Genomic DNA, 17,677 nt, shown 5'->3' with positions numbered 1-17,677 from the left:
GCGCGGGCGGCGGAAAGTGGCACGATGGCGGTCTTGATCTTCGAGAAGCGCTGACCATGCCACCCTTAAAGCCTACCAACTTGTCCCTGATCGCCGCGATCGACCTGGGCTCGAACAGTTTTCATATGGTGGTTGCCAAGCCGCACCAGGGTGATATCCGCATCCTCGAACGGCTCGGCGAGAAGGTGCAACTGGCCGCGGGCATTGACGAAAACCGCCAGCTGACCGAAGAGGCCATGCAGCGCGGGCTCGATTGCCTGAAGCGCTTCGCCCAACTGATCAACGGCCTGCCCTTGGGCGCGGTGCGTATCGTCGGCACCAACGCCCTGCGCGAGGCGCGTAACCGCGCCGAGTTCATCCACCGCGCCGAGGCCATTCTTGGCCACCCGGTGGAGGTGATCTCCGGCCGCGAAGAGGCCCGCCTCATCTACCTGGGCGTGTCGCACACCCTGCCAGACAACCCCGGCAAGCGCCTGGTCACCGACATCGGCGGCGGCAGCACCGAGTTCATCATTGGCCAGCGCTTCGAACCCCTGATGCGCGAAAGCCTGCAGATGGGCTGCGTGAGCTTCACCCAGCGCTACTTTCGCGACGGCAAGATCACCCCGGCGCGCTACGCCCAGGCCTACACCGCCGCGCGCCTGGAAATCATGAACATCGAAACCGCCATCAACCGGCTGGGCTGGGACGAAGCCATTGGCTCCTCCGGTACCATCCGCGCCATCGGCTCGGCGCTCAAGGCCGGCGGGCAAACCTCTGGCGAAGTCACCCCCGACGGCCTGGCCTGGCTCAAGCGCAGGCTGTTCAAGCTGGGCGATGTCGACAAGATCGACTTCGACGGCATCAAGCCCGACCGCCGCAGCATCTTCCCGGCGGGCCTGGCCATCCTCGAGGCGATCTTCGACGCCGCCGCGGTGCAGCGCATGGATCACTGCGAAGGCGCCCTGCGTGAAGGCGTGCTGTATGACCTCATGGGCCGCCACCAGCACGAAGACGTGCGCGAGCGCACCCTGAAGTCGTTGATGGACCGCTACCATGTCGACCTCGAACAGGCCGAACGGGTCGAGCGCAAGGCGCTGCATGCCTTCGACCAGGTGGTCGCCGCCTGGGACCTCGACGACGGCATCTGGCGCGACCTACTCAGTTGGGCGGCCAAGGTGCACGAAGTGGGCCTGGACATCGCCCACTACCACTACCACAAGCACGGCGCCTACCTGATCGAGCACTCCGACCTGGCCGGCTTCTCCCGTGAAGACCAGCAAATGCTCGGCCTGCTGGTGCGCGGCCACCGCCGCAACATCCCCCGCGACCGCTTCGCCGAGTTCGGCGACGAAGGCATCAAGCTGATCCGCCTGTGCGTGCTGCTGCGTTTTGCGATCCTGTTCCACCACATCCGCGGCACCCAGGAAATGCCCACCGTCACGCTCAAGGCAGACGGCGACAGCCTGGAAGTGAAATTCCCGGACGGCTGGCTGGAGAACCACCAGCTGACCCAGGCGGACTTCGAGCAGGAAGCGCTGTGGCTGGCGCGGCTGGAGTTTACCCTGGTGGTGCAGTAGGCCTAGCGCCTTAGCGCCTCTCGCCCGGCACAGCCGGGCGAGAGGCCGGCTCAGCGAACGATCAGCGCCTGGGTACTCAACCGATCGAGCAACGCCGCCTGCGCATTGCGCGCATTCTGGTTGCCCACCGGTTGCAGCCGCTGGTAGTTGCCATCGGGCTGCAGGATCCACGCATGGGTGTTGTCGGTCAGGTACGCCTCGACTTCCTTCTTCACCCGGGTAATCAGCTTCTTGCCCTCGACCGGGAAGCAGGTCTCGACGCGGCGGTCGAGGTTACGCTCCATCCAGTCGGCGCTCGAGAGGTACAGCTGCTCGTCGCCGCCATTGAGGAAGTAGTAGATGCGCGTGTGCTCGAGGAAGCGGCCGATCACCGAGCGCACCTGAATGTTGTGCGACACCCCCGGAATGCCCGGGCGCAGGCAGCACATGCCGCGCACGATCAAATCAACCCGCACCCCGGCCTGGCTGGCCTTGTACAGCGCGCGGATCACCTTGGCGTCGGTCAGCGAGTTGCACTTGGCAACGATGTGCGCCGGCTTGCCTTCCACGGCGAACTGGGTTTCCCGCGCGATCATGTCGAGCATGCCCTTCTTCAGGGTGAACGGCGCGTGGAGCAGTTTTTTCATGCGCAGCGTTTTACCCATGCCGATCAGCTGGGTGAACAGCTTGCTCACGTCTTCGCAGAGCGCATCGTCGGAGGTCAACAGGCTGTAGTCGGTGTACAGGCGGGCGTTGCCGGCGTGGTAGTTACCCGTGCCCAAGTGCGCGTAGCGGGCAATCTCGCCGCCTTCACGGCGCAGGATGAGCATCATCTTGGCGTGGGTCTTGAAGCCCACCACGCCGTAGATCACCACCGCGCCGGCGGCCTGCAGGCGGCTGGCCAGCTGCAGGTTGGACTCTTCATCGAAGCGCGCGCGCAGTTCGATCACCGCGGTGACTTCCTTGCCGTTGCGCGCGGCATCGACCAGGGCGTCGACGATCTCGGAGTTGGCGCCGCTGCGGTACAGGGTTTGCCGCACGGCGAGTACGTGAGGGTCTTTGGCGGCCTGGCGCAGCAGGTCGATCACCGGGGTGAACGACTCGAACGGGTGCAGCAGCAGCACGTCTTGCTTGCTGATGGTGGCGAACAGGTTGTCGGCGTTCTGCAGCAGCTTGGGGATCGCCGGGGTGAACGGCGCGTGCTGCAGCTCCGGGTGGCTGTCGAGCCCGGTGATGCTGAACAGGCGGGTCAGGTTGACCGGGCCGTTGACCTGGTACAGCTCGCTCTCGCTCAGGCTGAACTGCTTGAGCAGGTAATCCGACAGCGCCTTGGGGCAGGTGTCGGCCACTTCGAGGCGCACGGCGTCGCCGTAACGGCGCGAGAACAGCTCGCCACGCAGGGCGCGGGCGAGGTCTTCGACGTCTTCGGAATCGAGCGACAGGTCGGCGTTGCGGGTCAGGCGGAACTGGTAGCAGCCTTTTACCTTCATGCCTTGGAACAGGTCATCGGCGTGGGCGTGGATCATCGACGACAGGAACACGTAGTTGTCGCCGGCGCCGCCGACGTCTTCCGGCACCCGGATGATCCGCGGCAGCAGGCGCGGCGCCGGGATGATCGCCAGGCCCGAATCGCGGCCGAAGGCGTCGATACCCTCAAGCTCGACGATGAAGTTCAGGCTTTTGTTCACCAGCAACGGGAACGGGTGGGTCGGGTCGAGGCCGATCGGGGTGATGATCGGGGCGATTTCGTCACGGAAGTAACGGCGCACCCAGGCTTTGATCTTGGGCGTCCAGTAGCGCCGGCGGATAAACCGCACCTGGTGTTTTTCCAGCTCTGGCAGCAGCACATCGTTGAGGATCGCGTACTGGCGCTCGACCTGCACGTGCACCAGTTCGCTGATGCGCGCCAGGGCCTGGTGCGGCTGGATGCCGTCGGCGCTGGCCTGCTCGCGGGCGAAGTTGATCTGCTTCTTCAGGCCGGCCACGCGGATCTCGAAGAACTCGTCGAGGTTGCTGGAGAAGATCAGCAGGAATTTCAGGCGCTCGAGCAGCGGGTAGCTCTCATCGAGGGCCTGCTCCAGCACCCGAATGTTGAACTGAAGCTGCGACAGCTCGCGGTGAATGTACAGGCTGCTGTCGTCCAGGCTCGGGACGACCAGCGCCGGCGTGGGCGCCTCCACGGGCGCGGCCGGGGCCTCGGCGGGCATTTCGACGACAGGTTCCAACACTGCAATAGCCTCTTTCACGGAAGAGTCGGGTAGCGCTTCATTGTTCATCAGAAATTCCTGGAGGGCCATAGCCCCTTCGGCAAAGTGGGCGGCGCGGGCAACCGTGGCACATAGAGGGTGACGCAGGCTGCATGGGCGAGGTCACGGGCTAGGCTGCCGGGCGCGCGGGAGGCAAGTGCACACCGTTATAAGACGATTGCATGACAATCCCATGACAACCTTTGACACTAAAAATACCGCCGCACCAGCCTAAATGTTCACGCGAAGACACATTTGGACACTTTCATGAATTCCCTGTAAGGGTTAGGCTGCGCGTTCATTTCGCCAGCACCTGAAAAATGCTCCAACATTTTTTGCAAAATTTTGGCTATCTGGCCCTCTTTCTCGGCACCTTCTTCGAAGGCGAAACCATATTGGTACTGGCCGGGTTCCTGGCGTTTCGTGGCTACATGGACATCAACCTGGTGATGCTGGTTGCATTTCTGGGCAGCTATGCCGGTGATCAGCTGTGGTATTTCCTCGGCCGCCGGCACGGCCGGCGCCTGCTCGCGCGCAAACCGCGCTGGCAAAGCATGGGCGACCGGGCCTTGGAGCACATCCGCAAACACCCAGACCTGTGGGTGCTGAGCTTCCGTTTCGTTTACGGCCTGCGCACGGTGATGCCGGTGGCGATCGGCCTGTCGGGCTACCCGCCACGCCGTTACCTGATCCTCAACGGCATTGGCGCGATCGTCTGGGCGGTGGTGCTGGCCCAGGCGGCGTACCACTTTGGCTCGGTGCTCGAGGGCATCCTCGGCAACGTGAAAAAATACGAGCTGTGGGTGCTGGGCGCGTTCCTGCTGCTCGGCGGGCTGCTGTGGATCAGCCGCCGCATCAAGGCCGCGCGCATCGCCCGGCGCGCCGAGCAGGCCGAAAAGCCCTGATTGGGGAACGCCAGGCAGTGTTCGGGATCAACCTAACAATTGCCTAAGGAGCCCCCGCCATGCCCCGCAAAGTAGCAGTCATCCTCTCCGGCTGCGGCGTTTACGACGGCGCCGAAATCCATGAAAGCGTGCTCACCCTGCTGCGCCTCGACCAACGTGGCTGCGAGGTGCAGTGCTTCGCGCCGAACATCAGCTTCGAGGTCGTCGACCACCTCACCGGCCAGGCCACCGGCGAGCAGCGCAACGTGCTGGTCGAGGCGGCGCGCATCGCCCGCGGCAACATCAAAGACCTGCGCGACGCCAGCGCTGAAGCGTTCGACGCGCTGATCATCCCCGGCGGCTTCGGCTCGGCCAAGAACCTCTCCAACTTCGCCAGCGCAGGTCCGCGCTGCCAGGTGCAAGCGGATGTACTGGCCCTGGCCGAAGCCTTCGCCGAAGAGCGCAAGCCGGTGGGGCTGATCTGCATTTCACCCGCGCTGGCGGCGAAGATCTACGGCCCCACCGTGACCTGCACCATCGGCAAAGACCCGCAAACCGCTGAAGCCCTGACGCAGATGGGCGCCATCCACCAGCAATGCGAGGTGGACGACATCGTCGAGGACGTGGAGCGCAAGCTGGTGAGCACCCCGGCTTATATGAGCGCGCAGTCGATTGGCGAGGCCGCGGCGGGCATCAACAAGTTGGTCGACCGAGTGATCGAGCTGGCCCAGGCCGAACCCGCGCAGGCGTGATCAGGCCGGCGCGCGGCGCACCAGTGCCAGCAAGCTGGCGGCACCGACGAACAACCCGGCGAAGGTGCGGTTGACCCGCACCTGCTGGCGCGGCGAGCGCAGCGCGCGCAATACCCGCGCGGCCAGGCCGGTGTAGCCGGCCATCACGATCAGGTCGACGCTGATCATGGTCACCGCGATGATCGCGTACTGGCCGAACAATGGCGCCTGCGGCTCAACGAACTGCGGCAGCACCGCCAGCATGAACACGATCGCCTTGGGGTTGCTGGCATTGACCAGAAACCCACGGAACATCAGTGCCAACGGTTTGCCGATCGGCCGCACCGCCACGCTCTCGGCCATTTCGGTGGGCAGCGCGCGCCATTGCTTGTAGGCCAAAAACAGCAGGTAGAACACCCCAAACCATTTGATCACCGCGAACGCCGTGGCCGAGGTGGCGAGCAAGGCGCCCACGCCCAGCGCCACCACCACGATCTGCAGCAGCAGGCCGAGCTGCAAGCCCAGCGCGTTCCAGTAGCCGCGGGCGAAGCCGTACTGCAGGCCGCACGCCATCGACGCCACCGCGCCCGCCCCGGGGGACAGGCTGATCACCCAACACGCAACAAAAAAACCCAGCCAGGTGTGCAGCGCCATCCTGTGTAGCTCCCGTGATCAGGCGTTGAGGGTTTCGAGTTCAGCTTGCATCGCTTCGAGGGTTTCCAGCGCTTCGAGCCAGGCTTCTTCCAGCTCGCCCTCACGTGCCTTGAGCTTGGCCTGGCGGGCGAGCAGGTCACGCAGCTCGTCTTTGCGGCCGGCCTCGTAGACACCGGCGTCGCCCAGGCTGTGTTCGATCTGCGCCAGGCCTTGCTGGACCTCGCCGAGGTCTTTTTCCAGGCGCTCGGCCTGCTTCTTGTGCGGCGCCAACTGCTGGCGCAGCGCGGCCGCGGCCTGGCGCTGGGCCTTTTTGTCGGTTTTGTCGGCGGCGGGCTCGCCACTGGCGGGCACCGGCGCCGAACGCTGCCGGTAGTCGGCCAACCAGCGGGTGTAGTCTTCGAGGTCGCCGTCGAAGTTGGCGACCTTGCCGTCTGCCACCAGCAGGAATTGGTCCGTGGTGCTCTTGAGCAGGTGGCGGTCGTGAGACACCACCAATACCGCGCCGCCAAACTCCTGCAAGGCCATGGTCAGCGCCAGGCGCATCTCGAGGTCCAGGTGGTTGGTCGGCTCGTCGAGCAGCAACAGGTTGGGCCGGCCCCAGGCGATCAATGCCAGGGCCAGGCGGGCTTTTTCACCACCGGAGAAGTTCAGCACCGGCTCGTCGCAGCGCGCGCCACGGAAGTCGAAGCCGCCGAGGAAGTCTTTCAGGGTTTGCTCGCGCTCGGTCGGGGCCAGGCGGTGCAGGTGCAGGTACGGGCTGGCGCTGTCGTCGAGCGAATCGAGCTGGTGCTGGGCGAAATACCCCACCACCAGGTTCTCGCCGCGGTGCAGGCGGCCGCCCAACGGCTGCAGCTCACCGGCCAGGGTTTTGATCAGCGTGGATTTACCCGCCCCGTTGGGGCCAAGCAAGCCGATGCGGGCACCGGGGGTGAGCTGCAGCTTGACCTTCTCCAGCACGGTTTTGTCGCCGTAGCCCAGTTGGCCTTCGGCCAGGTCGAGCAAGGGGCTGGACAGCTTGAGCGCCTCGCGGAAGCCGAATTCGAACGGCGAATCGACGTGCGCGGCGCTGATTTCCTCCATGCGCTCCAGGGCCTTGATGCGGCTTTGCGCCTGGCGGGCCTTGGTGGCCTGGGCACGGAAGCGGGCGATGTACTTTTCCATGTGCTCGCGGCGCGCCTGTTGCTTCTCATAGGCCTGCTGCTGCTGGGCCAAGCGTTCGGCGCGGGTACGCTCGAAGGCGCTGTAGCCGCCGCGGTAGAGCGTTAGCCGGGCCTGCTCCACGTGGGCCACGTGGTCGACCACCGAGTCGAGGAAGTCGCGGTCGTGGGAAATCAACAGCAGGGTGCCGGCGTAACCCTTGAGCCAGTCTTCGAGCCAAAGGATGGCGTCGAGGTCCAGGTGGTTGGTGGGTTCGTCGAGCAGCAGCAGTTCGGACGGGCACATCAGCGCCTGGGCGAGGTTAAGGCGCATCCGCCAGCCGCCGGAAAAGTCCCCCACCCGGCGGCTCATCTGCTCGTGGCTGAAGCCCAGCCCCGCCAGCAGCTTGCGCGCCCGCGCGTCGGCGGTGTAGCCGCCAGCGGAGTCGTAGTCGGCGTGCAACTGGCCCAGCGCGGCGCCATCGTGGGCGGCTTCGGCGCGGGCCAGCCCGGCCTGTACCTGGCGCAGGTGCTGGTCGCCGTCGAGCACGTACTCCACCGCCACGCGCTCGAGGTCGTCGACCTCTTGGCGCATGTGGGCGATACGCCAATCGGCGGGCAGGTCGCACTCGCCAGCGTCGGGCAGCAGTTCACCGCGCAGCAGGGCGAACAGGCTAGACTTGCCCGCGCCGTTGGCGCCGATCAAGCCGGCCTTTTGCCCAGCGTGCAGGGTCATGTCGGCGTGCTCCAGCAAACGCTTGGGGCCACGCTGTAAAGTGAGGTCTTGGATTCGGATCATAATGGCGCCGGAGTCTATCAGTTTCCCGGCGTACTGGCGTGGGGTGTGTGATGAGCAAGGGGTTGTGGGCGTTCGCCGTGCATTGGTACGCGCGCCCGGGGGTAGAACCGGCCTGCCTGGCCTTGCAGGCGGCGGGGGCGAACGTGTGCCTGCTGCTGTGCGCGGCCTGGCTTGGCCAGCGCGGCGTGAGGTATTGGCCGGAGCGCGAGCAAACCTTGAGAGAAGTGGCCGGCCCCTGGCATGGGCAGGTGGTCACGCCGCTGCGCGAGTTGCGCCAGCAGTGGCGCGAAGACGCCGCCCACGACCCGGTGCTGCAAGCGCTGCGCGAGCAGGTAAAGGCGCTGGAGTTGGCAGCAGAGAAGGAATTGCTGGAGCGGTTGGAACGGGCTACCGAAGGCTGGCTGCCCGACCAGGCGCAAGACCTCGAGGCATGGCTGGCCAGCAGCCTGCAAGGCCTGGATGAGCAGGCCCTGCAGGTGTGGCTTGGCGCCGGCGTTAGCTGAGCATCAGGAAGCGCTGGAAGCCGGCGGCGTGGCGCTGGCGGGGGCTGGCGTAGCAGGCGCGGGTGCCACGGCCGGGGTAGCGGCAGGCTTGGCCGCAGCCGGTTTGGCGGCGGCTTTAGGCGCCGCAGGCTTGGCGGCTACTGGCTTGGCGGCGGGCTTGGCAGCCGGTTTGGCGGCGGCAGGCTTGGCAGCGGCTTTAGCAGCAACCGGCTTGGCAGCGGCTGGCTTGGCGGCGGCTTTAGCAGCAACCGGCTTGGCGGCGGCAGGCTTGGCAGCGGCTTTAGCAGCAACTGGCTTGGCAGGGGCAGGCTTGGCAGCGGCTTTAGCAGCAACTGGCTTGGCAGGGGCAGGCTTGGCAGCGGCTTTAGCAGCAACTGGCTTGGCAGCGGCTGGCTTGGCAGCGGCTTTGGCGGCAACCGGCTTGGCAGCGGCTGGCTTGGCAGCGGCTGGCTTGGCGGCGGCTTTGGCGGCAACCGGCTTTGCAGCGGCTGGCTTGGCGGCGGCTTTAGCGGCAGCTTGTTTGGCCGGCGCGGCCTTGGCGGCAGGTTTGGCCGCTGGCTTGGCGGCGGGCTTGGCAGCGACCTTCACCGGGGCAGCTTTTTTACGCTGTTCCAACGCCTTGTTGGCAGCGTCTTGCACCTTGCCGATACCCTGGGCGAGCTTGAGGCTTTCCTGGGCATCACGTTTCAGCGAAACGATGTAATGGCGGGTTTCACCCTGGTGCTTTTGCAGGCCTTCGAGCAGGGCTTCAAGTTCCGCCACAGCGGTTTTTGCTTTGGCCTGGGCCTTGGATTTACCCGCGGCGGCAGCATCTTCAATCTTGGTGCGCGACTTGTGGAGTTTTTCCTGAGCCTTTACTCGCTGTTTCTCCAACTTCGCCAGCAGTTTCTCAGCATCAGCCAGGGCCTTGGCGCATGCGCTTTCCAGGGTCTCCAGCAAATTGCCGGTGAGCTGTTGAAGCAGGTGCAACGGAGTGTTTACAGGCTTCTTGTTAGCCGACATGACTTTCCTCCTGACTGACATGGATAGTTGCCATGTTAGTCCTCGAACATGTCAGCGGCTAGACCATTTCCGGGGGTTTCGCGGGGTATTCACCGGTTTTTTCGCTTTTTTTGCCCGCCCCGGCGATGGCACGGCCTTTTCACGGTTTAAAAACCCTCTGCGTACGGGCAATAATTCCAACAGCCTCAGGAGAAGCCCTTCATGCCGCGCTATCTGTTACTCGCTACTTTACTAGTTGCCCCGCTGGCCATGGCCCAAGACCCAAGCCCGCCGAATAACCACGATCTTTCCTATAGTGTGGGCGCCAGCCTGGGCGAGCGGTTGCGCCAGGGCATGCCCGAACTGGACCTCGACGCGCTGGTGCAGGGGTTGCAGCAATCCTACAAACAGCAACCGCTGGCGATCAGCGCCGAGCGCATGCAGCAGATCCTCGCCGACCATGACGCGCAGGCTGGCGAGGCACCCAGCACACCGGTAGAAACCGCCCTGGTGGCGGAGAACCAGTTTCTCAGCGATGAGCGCAGCAAACCCAATGTGCGAGAAATCGGCGACGGCGTGCTGGCCACGGAACTGGTTGCCGGTAACGGCCCCAAGCCCAGCGCCAGCGGGCGGGTGCAGGTGAAGTACGTGGGGCGCCTGCCGGATGGCAGCGTGTTCGACCAGAACGACCAGCCGCAATGGTTCACCCTGGGCAGCGTGATCGAGGGCTGGCGTATCGCCCTGCAGCAGATGCCGAAGGGCGCAAAGTGGCGGGTGGTGATTCCTTCTCCGGCCGCTTACGGGGCGGACGGCGCCGGCAGCCTGATACCACCCTACACCCCGCTGGTGTTCGACATCGAGTTGCTCGATGTCGCGGGTTGAGGCGGTTAGGCTTGGGCGATACGAGGGCCGTTAAGCGAGGGTAGCCTCAGGCAGGCTCGGTATCTTCCCGGCTGTGCGCGGTGTGCAGCACTTCGATCAGGCAGTCTTCCAGTTCGAAGCGCTCGTGCAGCAAGCCGCCCAGTGCCTTGAGCTGCTTTTGCAGTTCAGGGCGGTCCGTGCAGTCGGTTTGGTCGCAATGGTCGTTGAAGGTCAGGGCCTGGTCGGTCAGCGCCTCGAGGCGTGGGCAGATACGCTCGGCCAGTTCCACCGCGCCGTTGTCGCCAAAGGCCTTGGCCTCACCGATCAGTTGCTCGTATACCGCGAAGTGCCCCGCTGAGAAATAGTCGACCAGCGTGCCGCAGAATTCCTGCAATTGGTCGCGGGTCAGCGGGCTGGTTTCCGGCAGGCCGCTCAGCCGCTCGAACGTGGCGATCAGTTCGCGGCGGGCTTGCAGCCAGCGATCGATCAGCAAATGCACGCCACCCCAGCGCTCCTGTGCGTTATGACAACTTTCCAGCATGGTCTTGTCTTCCTATGGCCCTTGGCGACGACACCGCCTGCCCGCCAGGCGAGAACAGCGGTACCGTAATCTCCAGTTCTGTAGCGAGAGTATGCCCCCGCGCCGATGCCATCAAGCGGTGGGTTTTAATAAGTTCATACGGGCGTTTGATAGCTAGCAGCGTGCCATCAGCGACGCAAAATCGCGCCGGCCGACAGGGCCGCTAGCAGGCAGAAATTGAGCAGGCTCCACTCCGGCAAGCTCAGGCCCAGGAACGACCAATTGACCAGCCCGCAGTCAGGCGTGCCCAGCACGTAGGCCGCCAGGGAATGCGGCAGCGCATGCAGCCGGGTGCCGTTGTCGGCATTGAGAAGGTCCAGCGCCTGGGCCGGCTCTACCTGGGTTTGCAACCAGAGTTGGCGCAACGCAGCCGCAGCGCCGGCGCCACAGCAGCCAAGCAGGGCCAGCGCGAACGCGCGGCCAAGCACCGCCCGGGGCGCCAGCCAGATGCCCAGCAGGCTCAACACGGCGGCGGCAGCCAACCAGGCACGTTGGGTGTAGCACAGTGCGCAAGGGGTCAGGTAGGCCCAGGTTTGCACGGCATAGGCCGCCGCCAGCGCCCCTGCGCTGATCAGAAAAGCGGCCATGAACAACAGGCGCACGGGGGCCAGCAGCATCGAGCGAGTCCTGGAAGCCGGTGAACAGGGGCTCAACGGTAGTGGATAGGCGAGCAGGGTTTCAAGCGCCTGCCCACCAGAGATGTCCGATTTTTCTCAGGGGGAAACGTTTCATCAGACAACACGAGGCGCCGCCGGCAACGGCAGCGCCAACAAACGCTCATCCAGCAGCCCGAGCCCTTCCTGGAACAGCTGGTTACTGCGCTCGGCATCGCCCAGCCGGCCGAGCAAGCGCGCCAGCTCCGCGCAGGCCTCAGGGTTGCGTTGCTGGCGCAGGCTGGCCTCGAAATAATCCCGCGCCTTGCCCCACAGGCTGTTTTGCAGGCTCAGGCGGCCCAGGGTGAGCAGCAGGCCCGGGTCATCCCCATGCTGGCCCAACCAGGCCTCGGCGGCCTGCAACTGCTTGACCGGGTCACGCCCGCGCACCAAACCGTAGAGCCGGGCCAAGTGGCTGTCGTAATGGCGTTTGAGGGCGGCACGCAGCACCTCTTCCGCTTCTACCGCGGCCCCGCCCCGGCGCAGTTGCTCGGCGTAGGCCAGCACCAGCGGTGGCTCCTGGCGTTGCGCGGCGCTCAACTGGCGCCAGGCGGCGTCGAGTTCTTCGCGGCTGGCGCCCTGGCCAGGCACGCCCAGGTGCAAGCCTTCGCGCCAGGCTTGCTGCTCGAGGCTGGCCAGCTCTTTACTCGGCAACACCTTGTGCTGGCGCAGTTCAGGCAGCAGGCGCAGTAGCGCGGCCCAGTCATCCTGCTGCAGGTGCAGGCGGTACAGTTGGCGCAGCACCTGCACGTTTTTCGGGAAGCGCTCGCGCATCACCTCGAGGGTGTCGCGGGCGCCGGCGGCGTCGCCACGGTCAAGCTGCAACTGGGCATGGCTCAGGGCAATCGCCAGCTCCGCTCGCGGTTGCCGCTCCAGCGCCCGCTCAAGCAGGGCGTCGCTGTCTTCGGCATGGCCTTGCTCGTTGGCGGCGCGGGCGGCGCCCAGGTAATAGAACAGCGGGTAGCGTTCGGCCTCGGCGGCGATCCGCAAGTGGCGCTGGGCGCTGCTCCAGCGGCCCTCGGCGAGGTCGACCTGGCCTTGGGCAACGGCGGTATCGATGCGCCGGCGGCGGTTGCGCCGCGACCACGGGTTGACCACCCCGGAAGACGCCAGCAGCACCCGCGCCGCGGCCACCACCAGCAGCACCGCCAAGCCGATCGCCAACAGCGCCCCGAGGGTCGCCCAGAGGCCGGACTCATAGCGGAACACGTGGGGGTAGTCGATCAGGATGTAACCCGGTTGCTTGGCGATGCCCAAGCCCAGCACCAACGCCAGCAGCACGGCCACGAAGATGATCGTATAGAGGCGCTTCATGGCGTGCCTCCTTCGCGCGGCGCGGCGGGCTCCGGCGTGTGGCGCTGGGCGAGGTAGGCATGCAGGGCGTTGATGCTGGCGCTGATGTCGGGCGTTTGCACCTCGACCGGCTTGCCCTTGAGCGCCACCAGTTGCTCGCGCAGCTGCCGGGCTTGAACGTTGTCCTGGTTGAAGCTGCTGGTCAGCACTTGCAGGGCTTGGTCGAGGGCCTGGTCATACACAGCCTTCTGCCCGTTCAGCGCGCCCCACTGGGCCTGCTCCAGGCCCAGGCTCAAGGCCAGGCGTACCTGCCCCAGGCTTTGCCCGGCCAGCAGCGGGCGCACATTGGCATCCGGGTTGAAATCGACCCGGAAGAACCCGGAAATCTTCTGCCAGTAGCGGCGCCAGTGCAGCCAGCCGTCTTCAGTCGCCGGCAGCGGCGCAGCACCGCCCTGGGCCTGGAACTCCGGCGCCAGCGCCGAGAGGGTGGCGGCTTGATCACGCAGCGCGCCCAATTGCAGGAACAGCCCGGTACGGTCCGGCTGCTCCACGCTACCCAGCGCGGCCAGGGTACGCGCCAATTGTTCACGGGTGGCGAAGGCGGCCGGGTCATCCTGCTCGCGCAGGATCTGGTCGGCGCCCTCGACCAGCGCCTTGGCGCTGGTCACGTCCTGCAACGCAGACAACCGCAAGCTGGCCAGGCGCAACAGGTGCTCGGCCTCGGCCAGGCGCCAATCCTGGCGGCTGGCGCCGAGCACGGTTTCGATGCGCTGACTCAGCCGTTGCTGGTCGCCCTGCAACTCGGCCACCAGGCGCCGGCGCTCTTCGAGCTCCTGGGGCTGGGGGAACTGCGCCAGGCGCGCGTCGAGTTGCTGCTCGGTCTGCTTCAGAATCTGCGACTGCGAGCTGAGCGATTCGATTTGAGTGCTTTGGCGCTGGTGGCTGGCGGTGAGCGTACGCAACTGCCACACGCCCCAGCCGGCCACCGCCACGCCAACGGCCGCCACCAGCAGCGCCACGGCGGCCAGGCCCTTGCCGCCACGGTTGGGCTTGGCGGGGGCCGCGGCCGGCGGCTTCGGGGGTACGCTCGGTTGGGGCTGGTCTTGTTGGGGAAGGTCTTTCTCGCTCACGTTCTATTCCTTAAGTGTTGGGCGGCCCCCGCAAAGGGTCAGGGCACCGCGCTCACAACCAGGCGCTGCGCCAGCGCGGAAGTGCCCGCGCCTGCGCATACAATCACATGCTGCGCGCCGGCCGCCACTGCCAGGCCGGCGACACGTTGACTCGGCACGAACACCGGCAGGCCGGCCAACGCCGGCCATGCCTCGCCCGCCAGCGCGTGCAAATGCTCGAACCCCTGACCACTGCTGACCACCAGCGCATTCAGGCGTTCCGCTTCTATCCGCCCGAGCAGCACGCGGCCGTCCAGCACCGGGCAGCGGCGCCGGTACAGTTCGAGGTAGTCGATGCCCGCGCCCTGCTCCAGCAAACCGTCAGCCAGGGCCTCGCGGCCGCCCTCGCCGCGTACGATCAGCACCCGGCCGCCGGGTTGCGCCAGGCAGGCGCGCAGCGGCGCAAAGGCCAGCAACGCTTCGCTGTCTTCACCGCCCTGGGGGCTTTGCGCCGGCAGGCCGAATTCGCGCAGGGTCGCCGCGGTGGCAGCGCCTACGGCGAACACATTCTGCACAGGGGCCGCCAGGCCTTCGGCGGCGAGATGCTCACCGAGCAACTGCGCGGCGGGCTGGCTGACGGCGATCACCGCTTGATAATCAGCCAGCGCCGCCAGCCGCGCGCGCTGCGCCGCGCTGGGCGCCAGGGCCTCGATAGCCATCAACGGCAGCACACTGGCGTAATGGCCAAGGCCGCGCAGGGCTTGGGCCTGGGCATCCGCGCCGGGTTGCGCGCGGGTGATCAGCAGCCGCCAGGCACTCACGCGTCGGGGGCCTGCGCGTACACGGCGGCAAGAATATGACCCGCGCCCTGGGCCAGCAACGCCTCGGCCACGGCAACGCCCAGTTGCTCGGCCTGTTCACGGGGGCCACGGGCCTCGGCGCGCAACAGCGTGCCGCCGGCCGGGTCGCCGACCAGGCCGCGCAGCCACAGGCCGCCCTGCTCCAGCTCGGCGTAACAGGCGATGGGGACCTGGCAGCCACCATTGAGGTGTTTGTTCATGGCCCGCTCAGCCTGCACTCGCGCGGCGGTGTCGGCGTGGTTCAGCGGCGCCAGCAGGCTGTGGATGTGCGCGTCGGCGCTACGGCATTCGATGCCTACCGCGCCCTGCCCGCCCGCGGGCAGGCTGTGCTCCACCGCCAGCCGGGCGCGGATGCGCGCTTCGAAGCCCAGGCGGATCAGCCCGGCCGCGGCCAGCAGGATCGCGTCGTACTCGCCGGCATCGAGCTTGGCCAGGCGGGTGTTCACGTTGCCACGCAGAAAGTGCACGGTGAGGTCAGGCCGCAGCGCCAGCAGTTGGGCCTGGCGGCGCAGGCTGGAGGTGCCGACCACGCTGCCGGCGGGCAACGCCTCGAGGCTGTCGAAGCGGTTGGAAACGAACGCGTCGCGCGGGTCTTCGCGCTCGCAGATGCAAAACAGGCCCAGGCCTTCGGGGAAGTCCATGGGCACGTCTTTCATCGAGTGCACGGCGATGTCGGCGGTGCCTTCGAGCAAGGCGGTTTCAAGCTCTTTGACGAACAGCCCCTTGCCGCCGATTTTCGACAGCGGCGAGTCGAGCAGCTTGTCGCCACGGCTGACCATCGGCACCAGTTCAACCTGCAGCCCGGGGTGGGCCTGCTCCAGGCGGGCCTTGACGTATTCGGCTTGCCACAAGGCCAGGGCGCTTTTGCGGGTCGCGATGCGGATGAGGCGTGAAGGCATGGATCGATCCGTACGGGTAAATGCCCGCGATAATACCAGTTCACGCCGCCCTGCGCGGCCTCGCGGCCGTTACAGGTTGCCCATCATCTTGCGCACGCCCGCCACGTGCCGGCGGCTCACGGTCAGGGCATCGCCGCCGAGGCCCTTGAGGTACAGCTGAAAGTGCCCCAACGGCGTGCGCTGCAAGCGCTCGATGCGCTCACGCGCCACCAGCGCGTTACGGTGGATACGCACGAAGCGGTCGCCGAATTCATCCTCAAGGGCCTTCAGTGGCTCATCGAGCAGCACCTCCCCGCCCTCGTGGCGCAGGGTGACGTACTTGTGGTCGGCGATGAAGTAGATCACCTGGTCGAGCGGGATCAGCTCGATGCCCTTGCGGGTCCGCGCGCTGATGTGCGAACGCGGGCCGGTGCCGCGCTCGGCGGCCGGGCGGGTCAGCGCGGCCAGTTGCACACGGTTCGGCCGCTCGGCTTTTTTCAGGGCATCGGAGAGGTCTTGCTGGCTGACTGGCTTGACCAGGTAGCCCACGGCGCTGACCTGGAACGCGTCCACGGCGAACTCGTCGTGGGCGGTGCAGAACACCACCGCTGGCGGCGCTTCGCGCTCGCACAGCCTGGCGGCGACCTGCAGGCCATCCAGGCCTGGCATGCGGATGTCGAGCAGTACGACATCGGGCTTGAGATTATCTATGAGCGTGAGGGCCTCATCGCCATTCGAGGCACTGGGCTCCAGCACGCTATACCCGTCGAGGCTGCTGACCATGCGGGTCAGCCGCTCGCGGGCCAGTGGTTCGTCATCAACGATCAGGACATTCATAAAGGGCCGGATTCCTGCGTGAGTCTCGCACATGGGTAGCGTAGACAAGTGGAGTGACGACCGTCACGGCGTTCGACGGTGAGACCCGCTCCTGGGCCAAAAAGTGCCCCAAGGCGCGCCTCGATGTTCGCCAATGCCTGCCGCGTGCCACCAGAAACCTGGGCACTGGCGGCTTCGTCATAAGGGTTACTGACGCTCAAGACGAACACTCCCCCGTCGTACTTCGCTTCGATACTGACCTGCCCGCCCTCTTTGCGTGGGGCGATTCCATGAATCAACGCGTTTTCCAGCAACGGCTGGAGCGTCAACTGGGGGATCGGCACATCATCGGGCACATCATCGATCCTCCATTGCAACTGTAGACGCTCGCCGAGACGATAGTGCTCAATTGATAAATATCGTTTCGACAACGCCACTTCATCCGCCCAGCTCACCACCGTGCCTGGCGCGCGCAAACTGGCGCGGAACAGGCTGGAAAGATCGAGCACCGCCTGCTCGGCTTTATCTGGCGCCATCACGATCAAACTGGCGATGCTGTTCAGGCTGTTGAACAGAAAGTGCGGTTTGATGCGGGCTTGCAGCGCCTCGAGCCGCGCTTGCAGTTCGGCCCGTTGCTGGCGCCGCCACTGGCTTTGCAGGTAGAAGTAACGCAGCAGCAAGGCCGACATGATCGCCGCGATCAGGCCATGGCGCAGGTAGCGATAAACACCCTCCACCGCCCCCGGCCCGCTGAGGTGATAATGGTCGGTGATGGCCGTTCCCGCCAGCGCCAGCGACACCACGATCAGGCAGCACAGCGCGCCGGCGCTGCCCGGGTGCAGCCGCGCCAGCCACGGCCGGGCCTGGCACAGCAGGGCCGCGCTGAGCAGCACGATCCACTGCACGAACAGCGACGTCAGCGCCAGCCGCACCCAGTTGAAGCCCACCGCCATCGGCTCGGACAACACCAGTACCAGCACCAGCAGTTCGGCCAGCAGCACCAGCATCAGCAGCGCCTGCGGCTCGCACAACTGCGGCAGGAAGAACTCCCGGGGCACCCTGGCTTTTACATCACCACGTCGTCGGATCACGCACTTGGCCCTTACGGCAAAACGTCAGAATAGATAACCCGGAGGGGCGCTGGCGAGGGCAAGC

General features: G+C 66.0%; 17 protein-coding genes. 5 read left to right on the top strand and 12 right to left on the bottom strand.

All coding sequences use genetic code 11. From position 1 onward, the window contains the following. Positions 1–56: 56 nt before the first annotated feature. Positions 57–1,559: an exopolyphosphatase gene (ppx, locus tag ACFZCE_RS08615; RefSeq protein ID WP_390937983.1), complete on the top strand. Its 1,503-nt coding sequence runs from the start codon at positions 57–59 to the stop codon at positions 1,557–1,559. A 50-nt stretch (positions 1,560–1,609) separates the two neighbouring features. On the opposite strand, the gene ppk1 is transcribed toward ppx, so the two are convergent. Next, positions 1,610–3,814 (bottom strand): polyphosphate kinase 1, encoded by a 2,205-nt coding sequence (ppk1, locus tag ACFZCE_RS08610; RefSeq protein ID WP_390937982.1) that lies wholly within the window; start codon positions 3,812–3,814, stop codon positions 1,610–1,612. Between the two features lie 290 nt (positions 3,815–4,104). Here ppk1 and ACFZCE_RS08605 point away from each other — a divergent pair, with 290 nt between their 5' ends. After that, complete coding sequence (locus ACFZCE_RS08605; RefSeq protein ID WP_390937981.1) at positions 4,105–4,689, top strand: VTT domain-containing protein; 585 nt, start codon at positions 4,105–4,107, stop codon at positions 4,687–4,689. A 59-nt stretch (positions 4,690–4,748) separates the two neighbouring features. After that, positions 4,749–5,420: an isoprenoid biosynthesis glyoxalase ElbB gene (gene elbB / locus ACFZCE_RS08600; protein WP_390937979.1), complete on the top strand. Its 672-nt coding sequence runs from the start codon at positions 4,749–4,751 to the stop codon at positions 5,418–5,420. Here elbB and ACFZCE_RS08595 read toward each other — a convergent pair whose 3' ends face one another. Beyond that, complete coding sequence (locus ACFZCE_RS08595) at positions 5,421–6,053, bottom strand: LysE family transporter (protein WP_390937977.1); 633 nt, start codon at positions 6,051–6,053, stop codon at positions 5,421–5,423. It abuts the gene before it with no gap. A gap of 18 nt (positions 6,054–6,071) precedes the next feature. Further along, on the bottom strand, positions 6,072–7,988 hold the full coding sequence (locus tag ACFZCE_RS08590) for an ATP-binding cassette domain-containing protein (protein ID WP_390937976.1): 1,917 nt from the start codon (positions 7,986–7,988) through the stop codon (positions 6,072–6,074). Between the two features lie 50 nt (positions 7,989–8,038). Between ACFZCE_RS08590 and ACFZCE_RS08585 the strand changes: the two genes are divergently transcribed. After that, complete coding sequence (locus ACFZCE_RS08585) at positions 8,039–8,491, top strand: TIGR02444 family protein (RefSeq protein WP_390937974.1); 453 nt, start codon at positions 8,039–8,041, stop codon at positions 8,489–8,491. Positions 8,492–8,494: 3 nt separating this feature from the next. Here the strand turns inward: ACFZCE_RS08585 and ACFZCE_RS08580 are convergent, their stop codons facing one another. Continuing rightward, a complete protein-coding gene (locus ACFZCE_RS08580) occupies positions 8,495–9,493 on the bottom strand; it encodes an AlgP family protein (protein ID WP_390937973.1) in 999 nt (332 codons plus the stop codon). A gap of 201 nt (positions 9,494–9,694) precedes the next feature. Here ACFZCE_RS08580 and ACFZCE_RS08575 point away from each other — a divergent pair, with 201 nt between their 5' ends. Further along, complete coding sequence (locus tag ACFZCE_RS08575) at positions 9,695–10,354, top strand: FKBP-type peptidyl-prolyl cis-trans isomerase (protein WP_390937971.1); 660 nt, start codon at positions 9,695–9,697, stop codon at positions 10,352–10,354. Between the two features lie 46 nt (positions 10,355–10,400). Here the strand turns inward: ACFZCE_RS08575 and rsd are convergent, their stop codons facing one another. The 8 genes from rsd to ACFZCE_RS08535 form a co-directional block, all read right to left on the bottom strand. Continuing rightward, positions 10,401–10,874, bottom strand: a complete 474-nt coding sequence (gene rsd, locus ACFZCE_RS08570; protein ID WP_390937969.1) for a sigma D regulator — start codon at positions 10,872–10,874, stop codon at positions 10,401–10,403. A 167-nt stretch (positions 10,875–11,041) separates the two neighbouring features. Then, entirely contained in the window at positions 11,042–11,530 is a 489-nt protein-coding gene (locus ACFZCE_RS08565) for a disulfide bond formation protein B (RefSeq protein WP_390937967.1), read from the bottom strand. A gap of 114 nt (positions 11,531–11,644) precedes the next feature. Further along, positions 11,645–12,880 (bottom strand): heme biosynthesis HemY N-terminal domain-containing protein, encoded by a 1,236-nt coding sequence (locus ACFZCE_RS08560; RefSeq protein ID WP_390937965.1) that lies wholly within the window; start codon positions 12,878–12,880, stop codon positions 11,645–11,647. Continuing rightward, positions 12,877–13,989: a uroporphyrinogen-III C-methyltransferase gene (locus tag ACFZCE_RS08555; RefSeq protein WP_390937963.1), complete on the bottom strand. Its 1,113-nt coding sequence runs from the start codon at positions 13,987–13,989 to the stop codon at positions 12,877–12,879. Before ACFZCE_RS08555 ends, ACFZCE_RS08560 begins: the two co-directional genes overlap by 4 nt. Before the next feature lie 38 nt (positions 13,990–14,027). Beyond that, the gene (locus ACFZCE_RS08550) at positions 14,028–14,789 is read right to left on the bottom strand and encodes a uroporphyrinogen-III synthase (protein ID WP_390937961.1); all 762 of its coding nucleotides are present in this window, start codon (positions 14,787–14,789) and stop codon (positions 14,028–14,030) included. Continuing rightward, positions 14,786–15,727 carry a hydroxymethylbilane synthase gene (hemC, locus tag ACFZCE_RS08545; RefSeq protein ID WP_390937959.1) on the bottom strand — a complete coding sequence of 314 codons (942 nt, stop codon included), beginning with the start codon at positions 15,725–15,727 and terminating at the stop codon, positions 14,786–14,788. Before hemC ends, ACFZCE_RS08550 begins: the two co-directional genes overlap by 4 nt. A 69-nt stretch (positions 15,728–15,796) precedes the next feature. Continuing rightward, a complete protein-coding gene (locus ACFZCE_RS08540; protein ID WP_390937958.1) occupies positions 15,797–16,543 on the bottom strand; it encodes a response regulator in 747 nt (248 codons plus the stop codon). Continuing rightward, positions 16,540–17,613 (bottom strand): histidine kinase, encoded by a 1,074-nt coding sequence (locus tag ACFZCE_RS08535; protein ID WP_390937956.1) that lies wholly within the window; start codon positions 17,611–17,613, stop codon positions 16,540–16,542. Before ACFZCE_RS08535 ends, ACFZCE_RS08540 begins: the two co-directional genes overlap by 4 nt. Positions 17,614–17,677: the final 64 nt, after the last annotated feature.

The organism is Pseudomonas sp. NPDC007930, from assembly GCF_042958985.1.
Classification (GTDB): Bacteria; Pseudomonadota; Gammaproteobacteria; order Pseudomonadales; family Pseudomonadaceae; genus Aquipseudomonas.
Note: the sequence above shows the minus strand (reverse complement) of the source record. Positions and strands in the feature narration are given on the sequence as shown.